We start from the raw sequence: 20,049 nt of genomic DNA on the forward strand, positions 1-20,049 counted from the left end.
GACGGCGATGCGACAAGGTAACCATCGACGTGAGGAGTAGTGATGCGGATCGACCATCCGACCGATGACGAACTGCGAGAGAACTTCGACGAGATGCTCCGCTCCGTGCTGACCGGCGGCGGCATCCGCACGGAGACGGGCCTCGACATGAAGACCGAGGACGCGCTGTGGGCGATCGCCCGCGCCTATCCCGACGTGCCGGACGCGCTGGTCGACGCGGCCCGCTCGGCGTTCGCGGGCCAGCTCGACGGCTCCAACGCTCGCGAGCGGAAGGAGGCGCTGGCCCGCAAGATCGAGGAGATCAATCGTTGGCGGTCGGCCCGGTGAGCACCGATGTCACGACCTAAGGTGGGCCCATGACCGAATGGCGCGCGCTGACCGACAGCGAGATCGTCGACCTGGCGACCGGCCTGCGGTCGCTGGACGGCTCCCAGCCGATGGACGCGGTGCCGCGGCTGGCCGAGGCGTTCGGCTGGAAAGTGCTGACCGCCCATCCGGACCGGGCGATGCTGGACGCCGGATTCGGGATGGCCAGCGGAAAGATTCACGGACGTGCCGGCCTGATCGTCGACATCAAGCTGCGCGTCACCGATTTCGCCCCGGACGACGCGGACGGAAGGGCACGGTCGAGGGACGCGTTCGTGGCGATGGTCGCGGCGCTGACCCGCGCACTGGGCGAACCGACCACCCGGGTTCCTGGCGCCACGGCGGAGGTCCGCTGGGCGGGGCCGGAAACGACACTGGTGGTGGCGGACCTGGGCCGCTCGGTTCAACTGTCCTCGACCGCCAATTCCTGGCTCGAACTGCACGATCAGGCCGTCGAGCTGGAGCAGCAGGAGCAGAGTTGACCGGGTGGGGAGATTTCGCCGCTGGTCTGGCCGTGGAACTGGCCGCGCTGCGCGCCGGTTCCATCGTGAAGCTGGTCGAGTCCGATACCGGACCGCGGCGGCGATACGCCCAGTTCCTCCAGCTCGATGACGCGCTCGAGGCCGAATTGGTCGATGACGAATGGCTCGACCCCGCCTTGCGCGCGGGTGCTGCGGGACGCGCGCTGATCGCCGAATCGGGTTGGCGCGAGCGGGACACGAGCCACAACAACTGGTGGACCGAGCTGCCGTGGCCGAGTCCCACGACCGAATACCGCCGCCTGGCGGACATGGTCGTCACCGGGTTGCGCGACGGGTTCGGCATCGACGCCCCCACTGCCCTGGCCTATACGGGGTGGAACGAGCGTTCGGGGAATCGCAAGCTCGACCTGCCGCTACTGGGCCTGCGGCAGGAGCCGTGACGAGCACCGCGCGGACCGGCGCTGTATGAGGATGGACGACGAGCAGAGCAGGCATCGCGGCGTGTACGCCGGCTCCGATGCGGTGGATGAGGGGATTTCCGCGACGTGACCAGACCAGGCGGCCAGGCGACCGGCGACGAGCTCGGTGCTGCTCCAGAACACGGCGCTGACGAGCCGCACCTGTCGCCGTCCGCGGTCGAGGTGCCGGCCGAAGCGGTAGCCCACCAGTCCACGGAGGGCTACGAGGTCGCTACGGAGGAGCCTGATGTCGGCTTCACCCTGTCCGAGGCGGCGCCGGTCGAAGATGTCGCCGAACGGGCCAAGGCGCTCATGCACCAGGTCGCCCGGGAGCTGGCCGCGGGCGGTCCGCAGGGCTGGCGGCGGGTCGACGCGGTGTTCGCGCTGACGGTGGCCGCGGAGGTCGCGCTGGCCGTCTACTCCGACGATCGAGAGCACACCGCGCGGGTGACTCCCGAACCCGGGATCGTGGCGCTGGTCCGCGAGCATCGGGAGCTGGCGGCCGGGCTCGAGGACGGGCCCTGGTGGCGTTTGCTCTTCACGCTGACCAGCGACGGCCGGATGGAGGTCGACTACGACTACGGCGACGAGCCGTTTCCGGACGAGCAGTTGTTCCCGCCGGAGGTCTATCTCGCTGATCTCGCGGCGTTTCCCCGGGATTCGCTGCCGGTCTGGCTCGGCGCCTACGTCGGTCACGGTGACCGTCAGTCGCGACCGCCGCAGGTTGCGGCGGCGCAGGCGCGGGCGGATCGGGAGGCGGGCGTGCGGGCCGTGCCGTCCGAGGACGAGCTGCCTCCGTTCCCCATCATGGCCGCCCGGTGGGCCGTGCTCGCCGCGGCGTTCGTCGCGGCCGAATCGCCCTGGGGCCCAAGGTTGCTGCCGTCCGTGAGCTGGTTCGAAGGCGCCAAGCGCAGCGGTTGTTCGCTGTACGCGCTGCCCGGGGGGCGGGCCGTGCTGTCCGGTGGGATGTGGAATGCCCCGGAACTGGCGGCGGCGTACAACGACGGGCTCCAGTTGCCCGATCTGTACGCGGGAGCGCCGGAATGGGTGGCGGGACAGGTGTTGAACCACCGCTGCACCAGCGGTCTGCTGTCGTTCTGCTACTGGTGGGAGAACGGCCGCTGGTACCGCGGTGCGTCACCGGGACCCGCCCGGTTCGCCGAGGCGATGCCGGGTGTGTGGAGCTCGGAGACGGTCGTGGACATCGTCGGCAGCCTGCTCGGCGACGACGCGAACGCGCGTCGGCGCGCGGCCGTCGGCGCGCTGGTGTCCGCCGCGGAGGCCGGTGTGGTCACGCGGGACACCCTCGCCGGTGTCTTCGATGACGACGAACGATTCGACGTGGACGGCGCTTTCTTCCAGCTGACCATGGCCGGGGTGACCATGACGGCGCCGGGGCCGATGTCGCGAGAGGACGCGCTCGCCCGGGTCGAGCGGTTCATCCGGGACAGCGGGGCCGATCTCGCGAACTATTCGGTGGAGGACCTGCGCGCCGATCGGATCAGCGTGGGGTGGATGGTGTACGTCCCGGTCGAGCCGGGTGAGATCGCGATCGGCCGGGCGATCTACTACATCGCCGATGACGGTGTGCTGGAACGGTCTTCGTCCTCGGTGGCGCCATCGGTCTACCGCGCGGAGTTCGAGCGGCGGTTTCGGAATCGGCACGGCGCGGTCGGAGCGTCCTGATCTTCGTGTCTCGTCTGCGCCGCAGTGGAAACCGGCTGGTCCGGGGCGGTGAGCGGCGCGGAGGGGCCACCAGGATTCGGGTCTGTACATGCGTCGGCGAACCGACTCACCATAGAATCGTTGGTGCGTCGTAAGACAATATTCGGTCTGCCGTAAGAACCGGCTGCCATATTGACGTGTGGCGCACAGCCGTTCACGGCACGCCAGCGATGAGGAGGGTCGTCAGCGTATGAGTTGCCGGGCGCAGGAGAGTGATCCCGTACGCGGGGGCGAACGGGACGCCGCGCCGTGGCGCGCATATCGTCGACGCCCACGTCGGGGAGGTATTCAGTTGTGCGGGTCGGAGTCTCTGCCTCCGGGATCGGACTTCGGCATCGTATCTTCCGGGGGCGTCGGCGCTCATCCAGTGCGCTTCCCAGCGATGACAACAGGTGCGGGAGCCTTCCGAATCGTCGAGACGGAAAGAGCGCGGCATGTCTGAGACGAATCCATGGAGCAGCCTGTCCCGCGAGGCACAGAACGGCACCTTGGAGCTGCGGCCCGGCACACTCGAAGCTCTGATCAACGCGGCGAACGGAGTTCGCGTCCGCGTCGCCTCGGTGAAAAAGGAGCTATCCAAGATCGATTCGCTGCCGCCGTTCGCCGATGTGTTGCTATCGGCCCAGGCGCTCGCCTCTCGCTTCTCGGAAAAGGGAAAAGAACTCGGCAGCATCCTGGACGACCACATCACCATCCTCGACGATCTGACCGATACCTTCTTCGCGGCGGCCAGGCACTACCGAGGCACCGAGGAAGACAACAGGGTCGATTTCGCCGCGCTGGAGCGCCGCGTGGGCGAACACAAGGGAATCACCGAAAACCTCTCGAAGCGCTGGGATCCCGCCGGTTTGACCACCGCGGGCGACGGCAGCGGAAACACCTACGCGCATCCGGATTGGAACGAGGTCGGGAACCGAAAGCCCGAGGAGAACCACGGATTGCCGACGAGCCTGGCCGATCCGGGCGATGTGAAATTCGAACCGCGGGGCGTGCGTGCGGACGACCCGGAGAACTTCACGTATTCCCAGTATCAGACGATCATTTCGTCGATCACCGGCGGCAGTCCGACCATGCCGATCAAGGTCGCGCAAGCCGCGTCGGATTGGCGGTGGCTGGCCGGAGAACTCAAGGAAACGTTCGACATCCTCACCAACCAGATGACGACCAGTAGGTCGAGCTGGACGAGTCCGAACAACAATGGCGGTGCGGACCGAGCGCGCCAAGCGATCACCGCCTATGGCACCGGCACGGATCAGCTGAATACGAATATGAAGCTGATCGGCGACAGCCTCGAATACGTGTCGGAATGGCTGTATACCACCGGGGTGCTGCTCCAGCAGGGTGACGACTATCCGCCCACACGAACCTCGGGTGAGACCGACGACGCGTACCGGCAGCGGAAGGAAGAGGCCGCGGTCCGGAATTACGTCAGGGCGATGCAAGCGGCCTACGTCCCCGGCGTAGAGGAGACCGACAAGGTCATCGCGGTACTGCCGGATCCGATCCCGCCGACCACCGGCCAAGTGCCGGGGCCGGGGCCAGGGCCGGGTGGTCCCGGGCCGGGCGCCGCACCGGGGCCGGGGACCAGCGCCGCACAACTGGCGTCGATGCAGAACGCGCAACGGCAGGCCGAACAGCAGCAGAAGGCACTGGAAGACGCGCAGCGTCAAGCGCAATTGGACGCTCAGCGCCGCGCCGCCGAACAGCAGCAACAGCAACAGCAGCAGCAACAACAACAGCAACAGCAGGCCGCGCAGCAAGCCGCCCAGCAGGCCGCCCAGCAGCTGGCGCAACAGGCGCAGCAGGCCGCCCAGCAGATCGCGCAACAGGCGCAGCAGATCGGGCAGCAGGCCGCCGGCGCCGCGCAGCAAGCGGCGCAACAGGCCGCGCAGCAGGCCGCGCTGGCGGGCCTGCCGGGCATGCCGAATCTGTCCGACGCGACGAAGAAACTCGAGTCGGCCCTGGCGAAGGGTGCGGGCGGCCCCGGTGGTTCGGCGGGAGGTCCCGGCGCACCGAAGTCGGCCGCGAACCAGAACCTGGAGAAGGCGTCGAAGTTGTTCCCGCGGGCGACGAACGCGGTCGCAGCGGCGGCCACCGGGCGCGCGGGTCTGGCGGCGGGCCAGGGCATGATGGGCGGCCCCGGCATGCCGATGGGCGGCCCCGGCGCCGCCCAGGGCGGCCAGCAGAAGGAGCACAAGCGCGCCGACTACCTGGATTCCTCCGAGCATCTGGAAGAGGCGCTCGGCGACGCGCCCGTGGTAGCGAAACCCGTTGTCGAGCAATGAACGACACGTGGGAGTTCTCCGGTCTCGAATTCGCCGCGGCATGGCACGCGGCGAAGGAGAGCCTGCCGGATCCGTTCTTCTACCTCAGCGGCACGACCTATTACGACGACGCGCGCAGGCAGAAAGCCGAAGCGTGGCAGCGGATCCAGGCCCGCTGGGGCCGGGCGCTGGAGGAGTTGATGGACGTGCTCACGGTTCCCGACATCCGGTTGGTGATCCGCGGGATCGACGGCCGGGACGCGCGGAACCCGAAGGGCGCCATCCGCATGCTCGCCAGCCGCAAGGGCGACCGCGCGTTCCTGGTGACCCAGAAGCCGGGAACGGAACGCCGAACCGAGGGATTCACGGTCGCCGAACACGACGTTCTGTCGCTCGGCCACAGCGTGGCCGAGGCATTGCCGAAGGTCGACGCCGGGCGCGGGTCCGCCTTCGATCTCATCGAGCCGGGCGGCGACGGGCTGGACTACTCCTATGGCCGCTCCCTGGTGAACGACGTCGAAGACCGCACGGCCGGCCGCAGCGAGTCCTTCGATCGCGCGCCCGCCGCCACGGTGGGCACCATCGTGGTGGAGCAAGGGCATTCGCGATTCGGTCCGCGCGGTATCACCCGGGCGCACCTGGCCTGGCGCGATCTCGTCGACGACGGGCGTTACGCGATCGTGCCGGGCAGCCCGCCGACAGTGCTCGCGGCGGACGTCCGGCGACTGACCGAATTGATCAACGCGCGGATCGCCGAAGTCGTCCAAGCCATCAAAGACGAGCGGATGTGATCGATCGTATGCGCGCCATTCCGTTTTCGATCTCGATTCTTCGAAGGGGTTTTCGATGACCGCATCGCAGCAGGGGAACCCTGGCGATTTTCCTGCCGAATTCGTGGCTACTTCGCTCACCGGCTCGATTTCGGTGCGCACCACCGAAATGGGTCTGCCGCTGGGCGTCAAGGTCGACGCCGACCAATTGCGCCGCGACCCGGAGGCGCTGGCGGGCGAGGTCCTGCGATTGTGCAAACAGGCGGCGAACCGCGCGGGCCTGGCGCGGCGGGCGCAATTGCGGCAACTGGGATTCACCTCGGAGATGCTGGCGCTGGCCGGGCTGCCCACCGAACAGCAGGTGGCGACGCAGGAGATCATCGACGAGCAAGAGTACGACATCGAACCGCAGAGCTGGCTGCGATCGGTCTGAGCGGCAACGGAATTCGTGAGGTCGGCATGGTCGAAACAATGGACGAGCTCATCGCTCGGGTACAGAATCAGCTCTACCGGATCACCGATCTAAATGACGCCATGAATGGGATCCGGGTAGCCGAGACATCGCCCGACGGCGCGGTGACCGCGGAGGTGGACGGCAACGCCGCGTTGGTCGGACTCAGCTTTTCCGCCGCGGTGTCGAAACTTTCACCGGACGAGTTCGAGAAAACGGTAGTCGACACCGCGCGAGCGGCCGCGCACAAGGCTTTTGCGGAGCGCGGCGCACTTATCACCGCATTCAACGAGGAGGCCACCGGGTAGTCACCGGATGTTAACCACGACGGGATCGCGATACGCGGTCTTCGCTAGGTAAAGTTGAATACGAAACGTCGGGGGATGTTTCGGGATTGGACGATGATCATGAGCCACATTGAAGTAGTCCCGGATGCGCTGCGTGTGTACGGAAGCGAATCGGCGGCCATGGCCGCCGGAGTAGGGGCGATCGCCGCGACCGACCAAGCCGCGACGGTCGCCGCAGTGGTCCCGGTGTTCGGCCTGATCGGCCAAGAGTTCCTTGCCTCGTACGCTTTCGCCCAGGCCAACCACCTGTCGTCGGTGGCGCAGCTCGCCGCCGTGCACGCGGGTACGGCGTTGACGGCGCATCAGGCCGCCGCCACCTACGAGGGCACGGACACCGCGTCGGGCGCGGCCATCGGAGCCATCCGCACGCGGTCATGACCACGCCGGGAGCCATTCCGCCACCCGGCGCCGATCCGCTGGATCCCACAATCCTGGAATTGCTGCGGGGCAGCGCTCTCGCGCCCATGCTCGACATGCCGGTGAACGACGTCTTGCGCAGCATGGGTTTACCGAATCTGCCGGAGATGCCTGCATTCGTGCAGCTGCCGGAGCTGCCGCCGCTGCCGACGATCGATCTCGGCGCGCTCATGCGCCCGTTGACCGATCTCGCCTCCGCGTTCGGCACCGGTCGACTCGGCGCGCCCGCGCCCGCGCCCGCGCCCGCACAGGCCGGTGCCACCGCCGCGCCCGCGCCTCCGGCCGACCCGACGCAGTTGCTGCAGAACGTGTCCACCGTGATGCAGACGGTGATGCAGGTCGGCTCGTCGCTGGTGCAGACCTTGATGTCGGTCTGGCAGGGCATGGCGGCGATGGAGGCGGCGAAGAAGGCCGGTGCGGCGCAGACCGACGCGAACGAGCTCGCGGCGCAGAGCACCCAGGAGAAGTCGGTGCTCGGCAGCGCGGCGGGCAGCGTCTTCACCGGCGCGGGCCTGATGTCGGCGGTGCTGGCGAAGTTCTCCACCACCATGGCCTTCGCGCCGCTGCTCGCGGCATCGCCGGGCGGGCAGGGTTTCCTCGTCGCGTCCGCGATCGAGGCGATGACCGAGGCGCTGGCGATCACCGCCAAGACCAAGGCGGAGATGGTCGGCCACAGTGCGAGCATGACGCAGGCCGGTCAGAAGGTGCCGATCACGAACGCGCCGACGGGAGTGAAGTCGACCGAACAGCTGACCCAGCTGATGAGCATGATCACGCCGCTGATCAGCACGGCCGGTCAGGTAGCGCAGTCGCTCGGGCAGTTGGCGGCCGCCAATCCTTCGCTGCCGGCGCCGAAACCGATCAGCGCCCTCGGCGCGCACGAAGGCGCGGGTGAGCCCGGGGAAGGCAAGGAAGGCGAGGAAGGCGAGCACGCAGGCGGCGCGGGTGGCGTCGGCGGTGGCGTCCCGGGTGCTATCGCCGCGGCTGCCGCCCCGCTGAACCCCTGGCCGGGGACCCGGGTGGCCGGTGGGTCGCTCGGCAGCATCGGCGGTGCGAGCGCCGCTGGTACCGGAACGTCGTCCGAGGTGTCGACCACCGTCGCGGGTACCGCCGCGGCGGGGACCGGAACCGGGGCCGGATACATGCCGATGGGCGGCGCGGGCATGGCGGGAGCGGGCCTGGCCCGCGACGGCGAATCGACCACCGACGCGCTGCGCGGCCAGATGGTCACCGGTCAGCACGGCGACGAAGTGGTCGGCCGGATCGAGGGGGTCTCGCTGCCGGTGGTCGGCGCGGCCGACGCGACATCGGAACCACCGCCGGATAAGGAACTCACGCTCTGACGCGAGTGCCGAGCAGTACACAGGAGGGTCTTATGAGTGACGGGCGGGGTCAGGTGTACGACAGCGTGCGATTCGACTCGGTCACGGCGGCCAAGGCGTCGTCCGGGCTGGACGCGCTGGCCGACCGGTTGGCGTCGGATCTGCGCTCCGCGGAGGAAGCGCTGACCGTCGTACCCGCCGGCGCCGACGAGGTGTCCGGCCGGGCCGCGCAGACCGCGAACGACGTGGCGTCGTCGTACCTGGCCGGCGCGCAGGCCAGCGTGCACGAACTGCGCAAGCTGGCGGCCACGTTGCGGCTGCACTCGAACCAGTTCGACGGCATGGAATCGGCCAACACGGCCGATTTCGACACCACGGGCGGCCGGTCGGCCTGACCGTCGCCGAGCAACCGAAAGGTCTTCCGCGGCAATGATCGAACCACCGCAGCCAGGTTTCACCGGCGTGGTGTGGACCGCGCGCCCGCCCGAGCGGCTCGCGCGCGACCTCACCACGGGGCCGGGCGCTGTGCCGATGGCCGAGGCCGTCGCCGCGTGGTCGCGCCTCGCCGCGTCGTTCGGCGCCGCTGTGGTCGAGTACGAGAAGGTTCTCGCGGACGTGCGCGGGGCCTGGCAGTCGGGACGCAGCGACGAAGTGCTGCAACAGATCACGACTCTGCGGGATTGGCTGGTCGACGCCGCCGCCGCTGCGGCGGCCAACGCCGCGCGGTTCCAGGCCCAGGTCGCCGCGTACGAGATCGCCCGGCTGGCGATGCCGAACACCGCCGATCTGGAAACCCTTCAGCAGGTGCAACGAATGCTGGAGTCGGTGACCGGGATGCTCGGTACGCCGATCCGCGCGATCGCGGCGGACACCGACGCCGAGCAGGACGCGGCGAGGGCGATGGCCTCGCGGGTCATGCGGAACTACGAGATGGCCACCGAACCACTGGCCTTGCCGTGGCAGCACCAGCAACCGCCCGTCGTGGCGCCGGAGCAGGCGCTGGCCGCCGAACAGGCCGCGGGATCGGCCGAGGCCGCGAATTCGGCCACGATGCCGCGCGGTGCGGCGCCGATCGGTGCGATGCCGATCGGGACGGTGCCCATCCCGGCGATGCCGCGGGTGCCCACCGCGTACCAGGCGCCGGTGTACGCGCAGTCGGCCGCCACGGCCGAGGTCGTCCCGCGCGCCGCCCCGGCCACGGTGAACGCGGGTGGGCAGCCCGCTCCGCTCGTTCCCGGTGCGCTGGGGCAAGCCGGGCCCGCACAAGACGCGGCACGATTCCCACGCGCCGGACTTCCCACGGAGACGAGCGATCAGATCGGCTTCGAAGGTGGCATCCAAGCCGCGCCCGCGGTGCTCGGCGGCGCCGAACCCGCGACGCACGCCGTCGCGCCGAGCGAGGCCGGTGCCCAGATGGGAGGTGCGCCGTGACGTCGCTGACGAACGACGCGCTGCTCGTCGTCGCCGAGCGGCTCGGTGTGCAAACCTTGCCACTGGTGCTTTCGGTCGGGCCGCAACAGGATTCGATCGAGGAGTATCGCGCCGCGCGGGAGCGTGCGCTGTGCGGCCTGATCGGTGACGGCCTGCTCGACGCCGAGGGGGAAGTCGAATCCGACCTCGCCGGTGCGCTGTTCGTCCTGGCGCAGCCGGACCGCGAACTCGTCGCCCGCGTATACACCGAGGAGGGCGCTCGCCGCTTCTGCCTGGCGCGCCGGGGCGAACAGCACGCGCTCGCCGTCCGCTCGGGCGACAGCTTCGAGGTGACGTCGATCTGGGCCGACGGCTCGGACGCCGCACTGACTCGTCCGCTGCTGGCCGCGCTCGGCTCGTGCGAACCCGCGCGGATCGCCGGATTCAGCGCGCTCGCGAGCGAATTGGCCGACCGGATGGACGCGGCCGGGGGCTCCGGCGACTACGCCGACGCGGTGTACGCCCTTGGCGTCGGTGAGCGCGACGCCGCCGTGCTCGGCCTCGCCTTCGGCTCCTGCCGCGCCTACGCCGAGATCGTGGCATACGCCCATCGAGACGGGCTGACCAGACGGGCGCCCGGCGCGGTGGTGGTGTACGACACCGGCCGCGGCCGCATCGTCGTCGCCCCGATGGTCGCGCCGGATCAGCAGCTCTGGTCGACGGTCACGACGGGCACCGACCACCGGGTGACTCAGGCGGTCGCCACGTTGCTGGAAGGGCTGCCCGGGGGGAGGTGGCTGCCTCAGTAGCTGCTCGGTGAGATCGTCCGGATCTCCGCACCCATACAAGTTCTGACGAAAGGATCAACGAAATGGCTTACACATCTCTCGGCGACGGCTCGGGGAACACCTACGGTGTCGAAGCAGGCGGCATCGACAGCGTCGTCAGCCGCATGGAGGACTCGATCTCGACGCTGCGCACCTCGATCAACCAGATCGACGAGTCGGTGCAGGCCGTCGCGCGCGGCTGGCAGGGCGACGCCCACCGCGAGTTCAACACCGCGGCCCACGACTGGCACGACGAGGTCACCGCGCTCAACGGCAAGCTGGACCGGCTCTCGCAGGCCGTGACCTCCGGCAAGAACACCATCGTCGGCTCCGACCAGGCCGGTCTGGCGTGACCGCTGGACGGTGATGCCGTCCAGCCGGATCCCCAACCTCTCAGCAGAAGGAGACAACCATGACCATCAAGTACAACTCCCCGGCCATCACCGAGATGGTCAGTGACCTGAACCAGTACGGTTCCAACATGAAGGCGCAGATCGACGAACTCAACGGCGCCGCCGCCGCGTTCCAGCAGAACCTGCAGGGTGAGCAGGCGGTCGCGAACTTCACCAAGGCGCACAAGGATCTGACCGGCGAGCTGGAGGACACTCTCCAGAAGCTGGACAACCTGGGCGTCAAGGTGGAGAACGCGCTGAACCGCGCCATCGAGGCCGACGGCAAGGTCGGCGACGGTTTCGCCGCCTTCTGATCGCGGGGTAGCGACGAACAGCGGCCGGCTGGAACGGTAAGGGTTCCAGCCGGCCGTTTCGTGTGCGGTCAGCGGGCCGCGAGCGACTCGCCGATGTAGTGCATCTCGTCCGGTGTGGTGACCATCAGCACGGTCGCGCTGCGCGCGGCGGTGCGCACCGTGATCCGATTGGGCGCGTCCGGATCCTGGATGAGCGTGACGTCCGCGTCGACCGACCTGCCGGTATCGTCCGGCCGCCGTACGTGCACGATCGTCGCGCCGCCCGCGTGGGCGATCGGCGGGATTCCGTCGAACACCAGCACCGTCGTGCTCGGATAGGGAGCGGCGGGAGGCGGCGGGGGAGCGGGGGGATGGTAGCTGGCGCCCGCGGCCCGCGGAGCGATCGAGAGCACATGCGGTGCACCGAGATTCGCCACCATGGTGTGCCACGCCTCGGGCCGGGCGGTGTGCACGATGGCATGCGCGCCGAGCGCGGTGGCGCGCAGGATCACCTGCTGAGCGAGATCCAGGTTGCCGATCACCTCCAGGTGCCTGGTGCCCTCGCCGATCAACGGCACCGCGATGCCCTGCCCGCGCTCGTCGGCGCCGATGAGCTGGCCGCAGCCCGCCGTCGGCACCGCGAACTCGGTGAGCGCGGCCAGCGTGCCGCGATAGGCGATGTCGCTGCCCCAACGGCCTGCGTAACCGATGGGCAAGGTGTCCAACAGGATCCGCAGCTGGTTGCCGATCAGCTCGCGCAACCCTGGCAGGGGTGGTTGCTCGGGCGGTGCGACGGTGTCGAAGCGGACGACGGCGTTGAGCACAACGGTGTCGGCGAAATCGGTGTGCCGATCGTGGCGGCCCGCTCCCGGCCGCAGGCGCAACGTAACCGTGGTGGACAAGCTGGGCACCGCCCAGATGTCGGCCAGTCCGCGTGGGCCGATCATGTCGGCCGCGATCTGGTACTGGGTGAGGTAACGGCCTTGGTACTCCAACGTTTTCGGGGACTCGGCGAGTTGGTCGACGTCGAAGCCGTGGGTGAGCTGGCGCACGGCTGTGTTCATCTCGGTGGCGGTCAGCACGGACGCGGCGATGTCGTGTGCGGCGAGCCGGTTGGCGACCCGGCGGGTGGCGATGATCGCGGTGCGCAGCGCGCCGCTGCCACCGCCGCCGCGATTGTCGACCGCCTCGGCGTTGGCCAGCGGATCCATCCGCAGCACCAGCCAGCAAGTGCGGTGCGCGATGGCGGGCAGGGGGCCGAGGATGCGGTCGTAGAGTTGCGCGGCCACGCCGGTGCCCGCCGTGCGCGCGCCCGTGCTCACCACGTCGATGCCGGCCAGGGTCAGATCGAATTGATCGAGGCAGCGGGCGATCTCGGCGAGCGGGAGCAGTTGGTCGGTGCTGAGCGAACCACGGTCCAGCAGCGTCAGCGTGTCCGGCGGCGGATCGATCCGGAGCATGGTGAGCAGCAGATCGCCGTCCCAGCGCACGCCGTAACCGCCGCCCTCGGCGAGCGCAACGTCGAGGGCGGGAGCCTGTGTGAGGCGTTCGGCCGGGCGCAGTCCGGGACGTCTGCGGGCGATCGCGCTACCGAGGCGTTCGGCGGGCGTGTGGCCGCGCAGCGGCGCGAGACCGGCCAGCGCGACCACCGCGCCCGCGGCGATCGCACCCCAGATCGAATGGCTGACGGCGAGAACGATCCACGCGACCGCGGCGGCCGATATCGAGACGGGAACTGTCACGCGCAAGGGAAAAATGCGAAACAACCAGAATTCCGGATCGCGCAGTGTGTCATAGTCCGATCGGCGTTGATTTGTCGGCGCAGGCGCATCCGTTATTTCACTATCGGTTGCCTCGCCGTTCATCGTTTCGTGCACAGTTGTTTGTCCCTGCTTCGCCTCGGTACGGCCGCCGTTGATCGGCTTCGGATTCCATCGGTTCAGGGCCGTCGGTGAATTACGGTACCGTGTCGAAGAGAATGGTGATCGATAGCTCGATGGAGACCATGTGCCTGCACAGCTGACCACCCGCGCTCAGGTCAATGGATACCGATTCCTGTTGCGCAGGCTCGATCACGCGCTGGTCCGTCGCGACGTGCGCATGTTGCACGATCCGATGCGTTCGCAGATCCGCTCGCTGCTCGTCGGCGCCGTGCTCGGCGTACTCGTGGTGGCGGGCGCCGCGATCCTGGCCTTCCTGCGTCCGCAGGGCGCGATCGGCGACGCCGTGATCGTCTCCGGGAAGCAGAGCGGCGCGCTGTACGTGGTGGTACAGGGCCAGGACGGCAACAAGACCCTGCACCCGGTGCTGAATCTCGCGTCCGCGCGGTTGATCACCGGCGCCGATGCCGAGCCGCACGCGGTGAAGGACGACAAGCTCGGCGATCTGCCGCGTGGGCCGCTGCTCGGCATTCCGGGAGCGCCGAGCGCGCTGCCCGGTTCCACGCAGGGCAAGAACTCGGAGTGGTCGCTGTGCGAGACCATTCCGTTGTCCGAAGGCGGTAGCGCCGCCACATCATCGGGCGGCACGACGACGGTGATCGCAGGCCACCCCGCGCTCGCGGACCGCATCCGGACCTCGAATCACGACGAGGCGCTGCTCGTCCGGCGCGACAACAAGACCTACCTGGTCTACGACGGCAAACGCGCCGAGGTGGACCCGGCCAATTCGGTGATGGCCAGGGCATTGGACCTGCGCGCCCAGCGGCCCCGTCCGGTCGGCACCGGGTTGCTCGGCGCGACGACGCAGGTTCCCGCGCTGGCTCCGCCGCAGATCCCCCGGGCGGGGGAGCGGGGGCCGGGCCCGCTGTCGGAGATCCCGGTCGGCGGCGTCATCTCGGTGTCCGGCGTGGGGCCGGACGGCGGTGCCGCGCTGTACGTCGTGCTCGCCGACGGTTTGCAGCCGGTGTCGCCGTTCACCGCGCAGGTGATCAGGTACGCCGATTCGCACGGCATGCGGGAGATCGCGACCATGCCTCCCGATGTGCTGGAACGGGTTCCAGTGGTCCGGCGACTGCCGGTCGACGACTTCCCGGTGCGTGCCCCGAGGATTCTGCCCGCCGAGGACGCGCCCGTCGCCTGTGTGGCCTGGGCGAAGTCGCCGGGCGCCGCTCCGGGGCAGGGCCAGGACAACACGGGTGACGGCCCCGGCGAGCGCGCGGCGGTCAGCCTGCTGGTCGGCACCCGCTTGCCGATCGCGGAGTCCGCGAAACCCGTCGAGGTGTCCACCTCCGACGGCGCGGGCGACCGGGTCGACGCGGCCTACATCCCGCCGGGTTCAGGGGAGTTCGTGCAGGTGACCGGCATGGAACCGGGTAGCCCGCGCCGCGACAGCCTGTTCTACATCGCCGATACCGGCGTGCGCTACGGCATTCCGGACGCGGCCACCGCGAACGTGCTCGGACTGGGCGGCCCCCCGCGCCTCGCGCCATGGGCGATCGTCGGCCAGATGGTCCCCGGGCCCACGCTGTCGGCGCGAGAAGCGCTGGTCAGCCACGATTCGCTGCCCGCGAAATAGCGCTCGCCGGGCCGCCCGACCGGACTCAGTCCGTCCAGCCGACGTTCAGCGAGGTGAGCAGGCTGGACAAGGCCAGTTCCATGTCCGACGCCTCGATGCGGCGCAGCACCGCCTCATCGATGTCGGTCAGGTCCAGCGATTCGTCGTTGGCCAGCCGGAATTCGCGCTCTTCCTCGGCCGCTTCGATCACGTTGCGGACGAACCGACCGTTGCCTGCGAGGTCGACGCCGCGGCGCGGCTGACCGCTCTGGTCGGTGCTCTGCATCGCGTACAGGCGCTCGCAGGCCCGGACCAGCTGCTCGAGCGCTTCTTCGGACAGATCCGAATCGCGTTTCCTGGCGATCACCTGGCCGATCTGCCCCAGTTCGTCCGCCGTGTAGGACGGGAACTGCAACCGCTTCGAAAAGCGCGAGGCCAGGCCGTCGTTGGCGGTGAGCAGCCGGTCGATCTCGCCGTCGTAGCCCGCGATGATCACCACGAGACGATCACGGTCGTTCTCCATGCGCGCCAGCAGCGTGTCCACCGCTTCCCGGCCGAACGCGTCGCCGCCTTGCAGACCGGTCTGGATCAGCGTGTACGCCTCGTCGATGAACAGCACGCCGTCCATGGCGGTGTCGATCAGCTTCTCGGTCTTGATCGCGGTGCCGCCCAGGTTCTGGCTGACGAAGTCGACGCGCTTGGCCTCGACCACCTTGTCGGTCTTCAACAGGCCGACGCCGCAGTAGATCTTCGCGACCACCCGCGCGATGGTCGTCTTACCGGTGCCGGGCGGTCCGGTGAAGGCCAGGTGCTGGCCGCGCGGCTGACTCGCCAAGCCCTTCTCGGCCCGGATCTTCGCCAGTTGCGCCGACGACTGGAGCTTCGCCACCTGGGTTTTCACCGAGGCCAAGCCGATCTGCGAGTCCAGTTCGGCTCTGGCCTCGACCAGGATCTTCTTCGCCCGGTCCTGGCTCTCGGCCTGTTCCATCTGCTCCATCGACGGCGAGGACGCCGGGTCCCACTTGTCGGTGCGCGCATCGATCACCTCGCGGCTGGTGACGGTGATCCGGTAGGTGCGGTCACGCATCGCGGCCGCGTTCGCCTCGAAATCCGGTGCCTGCGAGTACACCTTCTCGAACAGGGCTTGGGCTTCCTCCTCGTTGCCCGATTCCCGCAGGCACAAGCCGCGGCAGAACATCGCGGTCGACCGCGCCGCCGGGATCGGGCCCGCCTCGGCCTGCTGCATCCGCCGGATCGCCTCGCCGAACAAGCCGAGCTGGGCGCACGCGGTGCCGACCATGACGTGCGCGCCCGCCGCCAGGTACGGATCCTCCCAGTCCGCCGAACCGGCGAGCACCGCCATCACATCGGGCCAGCGCTGGGTGTTGTAGTGCAGTACGCCACGGACATACGCGCAGATGCGGCTGTCGATCTCGCCTTCGGGGTTGCTCAGCTGTCCACCGCGGAACGTGTCGAGTTCGTCGAGCACCCGCTCGGCCTCGTCGTACTCCTTGTCGGCGATCAGCTGTGCCGCCCAGGCCAGCGTGACCTCGGTGTGGTTGGCCAGCGGGTAGTCGATGTACAGACCTGGCAGGAAGCGGCCCGCGAGTTCGCGTGGACGCAATCCGAGCCTGCGCTGCTCGCGGTAGAGCGTGCTCGCGCTGGTCTTGTGCAGATTGAACAGAACGTCCTTGGTCAGCTCGCCCGCGGCGGCGCGCCCGAGCCACGCGTCGCACATCGTGGGATCCCACTCCGTGGCGCGTTGAAAAGCCAGTTTCGCGTAGTCGAGATCACGTGCGGATTCTTGCCCCTCGATGGACAATCCGAGCGACAGGATTCCGGCATCGAATGCGCGTTGTGCTTGACGGTTGCCGGTCATTGCTGTCGAACCCCGAAATCTTCGTTTCTCGTAGTAGAGACGTTCATCTGGATACCAGACTACCGATCGCGCGTGGCCCGGTTCGTCCGTTACATTAGGTTCAGCTGCCGGGAGGTCGCAACGCAAGAGTCGGCTATGTGTGCGAGTGCTCGATGTGGTGAAGTCGGGCACTCGGGACGGGTTCCAGCAAATGTTGTCGATGCGTGAATCATTGTTCCGGATGAGGGCTGGGGAAGGTTGCCGTTGATCGAGTCGGCGAGCGGTATACGTGCCACCGAACCCGTATTGAGTCGTGTTTCGGTCATCGGTGGGAACACTCAGGTCGATGTCGGATTGCCGGCCACCGTGCCGATCGCCACATTCATCGGTGATCTGGTGGCGCTCATCGAATCGCGTAACCCGGAGCGGACCGAGGCCGAGGAGGAGTCGGCGCCGCTGGACGCGCGGCACTGGACCCTGGCCCGGCTCGGCCGGGAGGCGATCGCGCCGAGTCGCACGCTCACCGAGGCCGAGGTCTACGACGGTGAGTTGCTGGTGTTGCGGTCGGTGGCCGCGAAGGAAGCGCCCGCGCTGTTCGACGACGTCATCGACGCGGTATCACGGCTGACCGCCGAGGAATTCCGGAGCTGGTCCGGGGTGGCCGCCCGCTGGATGGGTCTGGTCGTGTCGGCGCTCAGCGTGCTGGTCACGCTGGTCGTGCTGGTGATCTCGCGCGGGCACGGCGATCCGATCGCGCCCGCTCTCGCGCTGCTCGGCTGTGGCACAGCGGGATTCGTCGCTGCGGGCATCGCCGCGCACAGATACGCCGACACGGTGACCGCGACCTGGTTGTCCCTGGACGGACTGCTACTGCTGTTCGGCGGCGCCGCGCTGCTGGTGCCGGGCACGCTCGGCAGTCCCCATCTGCTGCTGGGCAGTTCGGTGCTGCTGATCGCGGCGCTGCTGGGCTACCGGATAACCGGCACCGGCGCGACGCTGTTCTCCTGCGCCGCCGCGCTCGCCGTGATCGCGGGCGTCGCCGCGGCGATCCACCTGATCTGGCATCCGGGCCTGCCGAAATTGTCGGCCGGTCTGCTGGTGGCCGGCATCGTGATCATCTCGGCGGTGCCGCGGTTGGCGGCCGTGCTCGCGCGGCTGCCGATTCCGCCGGTTCCCACCGCGGGCGGCGCGATCGACCCGGCCGACCACGAGCCGCGACCGACCATCGAGGGCATCGGCGCCATCGGCGCCAGCGCACTGCCCTCGGCCGCGGGACTAGGGGCACGGGCACGGACGGCCAACCGGTTCCAGTCCGGCCTGGTCGCGGCGTGCACCGCGAGCGCGGTCGTCGGCGCGTTCGGCGTGGCCGATCCGCTGGGTTCCGGACGCTGGCAGGGCATCACGCTGGCGGTCGTGACCGCGATCATCCTCGCGCTGCGCGGCCGCTCGTTCGCCGATCTCACCCAAGCCGCGACGATGATCGGCGGTGGGTGCCTGACTGTCGTGGCCCTGGCCGTCGGATTCGCCGTCGGGGATTCGGATTACACCTTGCTCGCGGCAGGCGTCCTGCTCGCGTTCGCCGCGGGTGTGGTCGGGTTCGGGGTGATCGGTCCGCACATCGAGGTCACCCCGGTGACCCGGCGGATGATCGAGATCTTCGAGTACTTGCTGATCGTGGCGGTGATTCCGCTCGTGCTGTGGGTGATGAACATCTACTCGATGGCCCGGAACATATGACCGGCAGCGCCTTCCGCCGGATCGTCATGCGGATGGCCTGCGCGGCAACGGTTGCCGGCGCCGGAATCGGCGTGCCGTGGCCGAGTGCCCAGGCGATCGCCCCACCCGGCATCGACCCCGGCGCGCTCGGCGCCGCACAAGGTTTGAGCGCGCGGCCCGCGCCGTTGGAGCCGACCGAACAGCGCGCCGTCTGCGCCGAACCCCTGCTCACCGGCGCGCCGCCGGGCGAGCCTCCGATGGCCCAGCGCGTGCTGGATCTGCCGTCGGCGTGGCAGTTCAGCCGCGGCGCAGGGCAGAAGGTGGCCGTCATCGATACCGGGGTGAATCCGCACCCGCGGTTACGGTCTTTGCAACCTGGCGGTGACTTCGTCTCCGACAGCGACGGCACAGTCGATTGCGACGGCCACGGCACCCTGGTCGCCGGAATCATCGCGGCCCAGCCCAGCCCCGGCGACGCCTTCGCAGGCGTCGCGCCCGACGCGGACCTGCTCACCATCCGGCAGCTGAGCCTGGCCTACGAGCCGAAGGACCGCGGCGGCCGTGGCGATCCGCCGGGCAAGATCAGCAGCGACGGCTACGGCAGCGTGCTCACCCTGGCGGCGGCCGTGGTCCGCGCCGTCGATCTCGGCGCCACCGTCATCAATATCTCCGAAGTAGCTTGCACCGCAGCCGGTTCGGACACCGCCGACGCCTCGCTCGGCGCGGCGGTGAAGTACGCCTACGACCGCAATGTCGTCGTGGTCGCGGCCGCGGGCAATCTGCAGCCCGACGGCGCCTGCTCGAAACAGAACGAGGGTTCCGGCTGGAGTTCGGTGGCCACGGTCGCGAGTCCGGCCTGGTTCACGCCCTACGTGCTCTCGGTGGGCTCGGTGGACTCGACGGGCCAGGTGTCGGAGCTGTCGCTGCACGGCCCATGGGTGGGCGTCGCCGCGATCGGCCGCAATATCGTGTCGCTGGACAGCAAACCGGGCGCCACCGGCCTGGTCGACGGCGTCCAGACCACCGATGGAATCCGGGCCGTGGAGGGCACCAGCTTCGCGGCCCCCTACGTGGCCGGGCTGGCCGCGCTGGTGCGGGCCCGCTTTCCGGAACTCACCGCGCAGCAGGTGATGGACCGCATCATCCGCACCGCGCACGGACCGGGCACCGGCCGCGACGACCGGATCGGCCACGGCTTGATCGATCCGCTCGCCGCGCTCACCGCGCAGCTGCCGGAGAAACCCGTGAGCGCGGGCGCCGACGCCGCACGAGCCGTCGCCGCGCCGGTGATCCCGCCGGGCCCCGACCCGCGGCCGCGCCGGATCGCGGTGATCGGCTCCATCGTCTCCCTGGCCTGCCTCGCCATCGGTGTGGTCGTGGCGTTCCCGTTCCGGCGGACCAGGCAGGACCTGAACGCGGAATTCGATCCGTAGCGCGGGCGCAGCTCGACCGCTCG

At 69.1% G+C, this 20,049-nt stretch carries 20 protein-coding genes; 18 read left to right on the forward strand and 2 right to left on the reverse strand.

The features are described from left to right. Positions 1–42 precede the first annotated feature (42 nt). From AB0L97_RS18295 to AB0L97_RS18365, 15 genes are all read left to right on the forward strand, one after another. Positions 43–327, forward strand: coding sequence for a hypothetical protein (locus AB0L97_RS18295; RefSeq protein ID WP_364430818.1), 285 nt, complete (start codon positions 43–45; stop codon positions 325–327). Positions 328–356: 29 nt separating this feature from the next. After that, positions 357–848, forward strand: a complete 492-nt coding sequence (locus AB0L97_RS18300) for a DUF6301 family protein (RefSeq protein ID WP_364430821.1) — start codon at positions 357–359, stop codon at positions 846–848. Next, positions 845–1,288 (forward strand): hypothetical protein, encoded by a 444-nt coding sequence (locus AB0L97_RS18305; protein WP_355076160.1) that lies wholly within the window; start codon positions 845–847, stop codon positions 1,286–1,288. The genes AB0L97_RS18300 and AB0L97_RS18305 overlap by 4 nt, the downstream gene beginning before the upstream one ends. A 105-nt stretch (positions 1,289–1,393) precedes the next feature. Then, positions 1,394–2,992 (forward strand): hypothetical protein, encoded by a 1,599-nt coding sequence (locus AB0L97_RS18310; RefSeq protein ID WP_364430825.1) that lies wholly within the window; start codon positions 1,394–1,396, stop codon positions 2,990–2,992. 473 nt (positions 2,993–3,465) lie between these two features. Continuing rightward, positions 3,466–5,316, forward strand: a complete 1,851-nt coding sequence (locus AB0L97_RS18315) for a hypothetical protein (protein WP_364430828.1) — start codon at positions 3,466–3,468, stop codon at positions 5,314–5,316. Further along, on the forward strand, positions 5,313–6,086 hold the full coding sequence (locus AB0L97_RS18320; RefSeq protein ID WP_364430831.1) for an ESX secretion-associated protein EspG: 774 nt from the start codon (positions 5,313–5,315) through the stop codon (positions 6,084–6,086). Before AB0L97_RS18315 ends, AB0L97_RS18320 begins: the two co-directional genes overlap by 4 nt. Before the next feature lie 55 nt (positions 6,087–6,141). Next, positions 6,142–6,498 (forward strand): hypothetical protein, encoded by a 357-nt coding sequence (locus AB0L97_RS18325; protein WP_364430834.1) that lies wholly within the window; start codon positions 6,142–6,144, stop codon positions 6,496–6,498. 38 nt (positions 6,499–6,536) lie between these two features. Then, the gene (locus AB0L97_RS18330; RefSeq protein ID WP_364430837.1) at positions 6,537–6,824 is read left to right on the forward strand and encodes a YbaB/EbfC family nucleoid-associated protein; all 288 of its coding nucleotides are present in this window, start codon (positions 6,537–6,539) and stop codon (positions 6,822–6,824) included. 99 nt (positions 6,825–6,923) lie between these two features. After that, positions 6,924–7,241 carry a type VII secretion target gene (locus tag AB0L97_RS18335; RefSeq protein WP_039795829.1) on the forward strand — a complete coding sequence of 106 codons (318 nt, stop codon included), beginning with the start codon at positions 6,924–6,926 and terminating at the stop codon, positions 7,239–7,241. Beyond that, the gene (locus tag AB0L97_RS18340; RefSeq protein ID WP_364430841.1) at positions 7,238–8,623 is read left to right on the forward strand and encodes a hypothetical protein; all 1,386 of its coding nucleotides are present in this window, start codon (positions 7,238–7,240) and stop codon (positions 8,621–8,623) included. The genes AB0L97_RS18335 and AB0L97_RS18340 overlap by 4 nt, the downstream gene beginning before the upstream one ends. Before the next feature lie 32 nt (positions 8,624–8,655). After that, on the forward strand, positions 8,656–8,997 hold the full coding sequence (locus AB0L97_RS18345) for a PE family protein (protein WP_355076176.1): 342 nt from the start codon (positions 8,656–8,658) through the stop codon (positions 8,995–8,997). A gap of 34 nt (positions 8,998–9,031) precedes the next feature. Continuing rightward, positions 9,032–10,033 carry a PPE domain-containing protein gene (locus AB0L97_RS18350; protein ID WP_364430845.1) on the forward strand — a complete coding sequence of 334 codons (1,002 nt, stop codon included), beginning with the start codon at positions 9,032–9,034 and terminating at the stop codon, positions 10,031–10,033. Then, positions 10,030–10,821, forward strand: coding sequence for an ESX secretion-associated protein EspG (locus tag AB0L97_RS18355; RefSeq protein ID WP_364430848.1), 792 nt, complete (start codon positions 10,030–10,032; stop codon positions 10,819–10,821). The genes AB0L97_RS18350 and AB0L97_RS18355 overlap by 4 nt, the downstream gene beginning before the upstream one ends. Positions 10,822–10,883: 62 nt before the next feature. Further along, complete coding sequence (locus tag AB0L97_RS18360; protein WP_355076182.1) at positions 10,884–11,192, forward strand: WXG100 family type VII secretion target; 309 nt, start codon at positions 10,884–10,886, stop codon at positions 11,190–11,192. A 59-nt stretch (positions 11,193–11,251) separates the two neighbouring features. Continuing rightward, positions 11,252–11,545 (forward strand): type VII secretion protein EsxR, encoded by a 294-nt coding sequence (locus AB0L97_RS18365; RefSeq protein ID WP_356964767.1) that lies wholly within the window; start codon positions 11,252–11,254, stop codon positions 11,543–11,545. 68 nt (positions 11,546–11,613) lie between these two features. Here AB0L97_RS18365 and eccE read toward each other — a convergent pair whose 3' ends face one another. After that, the gene (gene eccE / locus AB0L97_RS18370) at positions 11,614–13,266 is read right to left on the reverse strand and encodes a type VII secretion protein EccE (RefSeq protein WP_364430852.1); all 1,653 of its coding nucleotides are present in this window, start codon (positions 13,264–13,266) and stop codon (positions 11,614–11,616) included. Between the two features lie 265 nt (positions 13,267–13,531). Between eccE and eccB the strand changes: the two genes are divergently transcribed. Continuing rightward, on the forward strand, positions 13,532–15,040 hold the full coding sequence (gene eccB, locus AB0L97_RS18375; RefSeq protein ID WP_364430855.1) for a type VII secretion protein EccB: 1,509 nt from the start codon (positions 13,532–13,534) through the stop codon (positions 15,038–15,040). A gap of 25 nt (positions 15,041–15,065) precedes the next feature. Here the strand turns inward: eccB and eccA are convergent, their stop codons facing one another. Beyond that, positions 15,066–16,898, reverse strand: a complete 1,833-nt coding sequence (gene eccA, locus AB0L97_RS18380) for a type VII secretion AAA-ATPase EccA (RefSeq protein ID WP_364430858.1) — start codon at positions 16,896–16,898, stop codon at positions 15,066–15,068. A 285-nt stretch (positions 16,899–17,183) separates the two neighbouring features. Here eccA and eccD point away from each other — a divergent pair, with 285 nt between their 5' ends. Together eccD and mycP are read left to right on the forward strand one after the other, a co-directional pair. After that, positions 17,184–18,614, forward strand: a complete 1,431-nt coding sequence (gene eccD / locus AB0L97_RS18385; protein ID WP_364430861.1) for a type VII secretion integral membrane protein EccD — start codon at positions 17,184–17,186, stop codon at positions 18,612–18,614. A 26-nt stretch (positions 18,615–18,640) separates the two neighbouring features. Continuing rightward, positions 18,641–20,026, forward strand: a complete 1,386-nt coding sequence (mycP, locus tag AB0L97_RS18390) for a type VII secretion-associated serine protease mycosin (RefSeq protein ID WP_364430992.1) — start codon at positions 18,641–18,643, stop codon at positions 20,024–20,026. Positions 20,027–20,049: the final 23 nt, after the last annotated feature.

It is taken from the genome of Nocardia sp. NPDC051911 (assembly GCF_040681035.1).
Classification (GTDB): Bacteria; Actinomycetota; Actinomycetes; order Mycobacteriales; family Mycobacteriaceae; genus Nocardia; species Nocardia sichangensis.

Bases quoted from the DNA above. Each gene is read 5' to 3' on its own strand.
- AB0L97_RS18350 (WP_364430845.1), top strand. From the start codon at position 9,032: ATGATCGAACCACCGCAGCCAGGTTTCACCGGCGTGGTGTGGACCGCG.
- AB0L97_RS18360 (WP_355076182.1), top strand. From the start codon at position 10,884: ATGGCTTACACATCTCTCGGCGACGGCTCGGGGAACACCTACGGTGTC.
- AB0L97_RS18320 (WP_364430831.1), top strand. From the start codon at position 5,313: ATGAACGACACGTGGGAGTTCTCCGGTCTCGAATTCGCCGCGGCATGG.
- AB0L97_RS18365 (WP_356964767.1), top strand. From the start codon at position 11,252: ATGACCATCAAGTACAACTCCCCGGCCATCACCGAGATGGTCAGTGAC.
- AB0L97_RS18335 (WP_039795829.1), top strand. From the start codon at position 6,924: ATGAGCCACATTGAAGTAGTCCCGGATGCGCTGCGTGTGTACGGAAGC.
- AB0L97_RS18330 (WP_364430837.1), top strand. From the start codon at position 6,537: ATGGACGAGCTCATCGCTCGGGTACAGAATCAGCTCTACCGGATCACC.
- AB0L97_RS18345 (WP_355076176.1), top strand. From the start codon at position 8,656: ATGAGTGACGGGCGGGGTCAGGTGTACGACAGCGTGCGATTCGACTCG.
- eccA (WP_364430858.1), bottom strand. From the start codon at position 16,898: ATGACCGGCAACCGTCAAGCACAACGCGCATTCGATGCCGGAATCCTG.
- AB0L97_RS18300 (WP_364430821.1), top strand. From the start codon at position 357: ATGACCGAATGGCGCGCGCTGACCGACAGCGAGATCGTCGACCTGGCG.
- mycP (WP_364430992.1), top strand. From the start codon at position 18,641: ATGCGGATGGCCTGCGCGGCAACGGTTGCCGGCGCCGGAATCGGCGTG.
- AB0L97_RS18340 (WP_364430841.1), top strand. From the start codon at position 7,238: ATGACCACGCCGGGAGCCATTCCGCCACCCGGCGCCGATCCGCTGGAT.
- AB0L97_RS18295 (WP_364430818.1), top strand. From the start codon at position 43: ATGCGGATCGACCATCCGACCGATGACGAACTGCGAGAGAACTTCGAC.
- AB0L97_RS18325 (WP_364430834.1), top strand. From the start codon at position 6,142: ATGACCGCATCGCAGCAGGGGAACCCTGGCGATTTTCCTGCCGAATTC.
- AB0L97_RS18315 (WP_364430828.1), top strand. From the start codon at position 3,466: ATGTCTGAGACGAATCCATGGAGCAGCCTGTCCCGCGAGGCACAGAAC.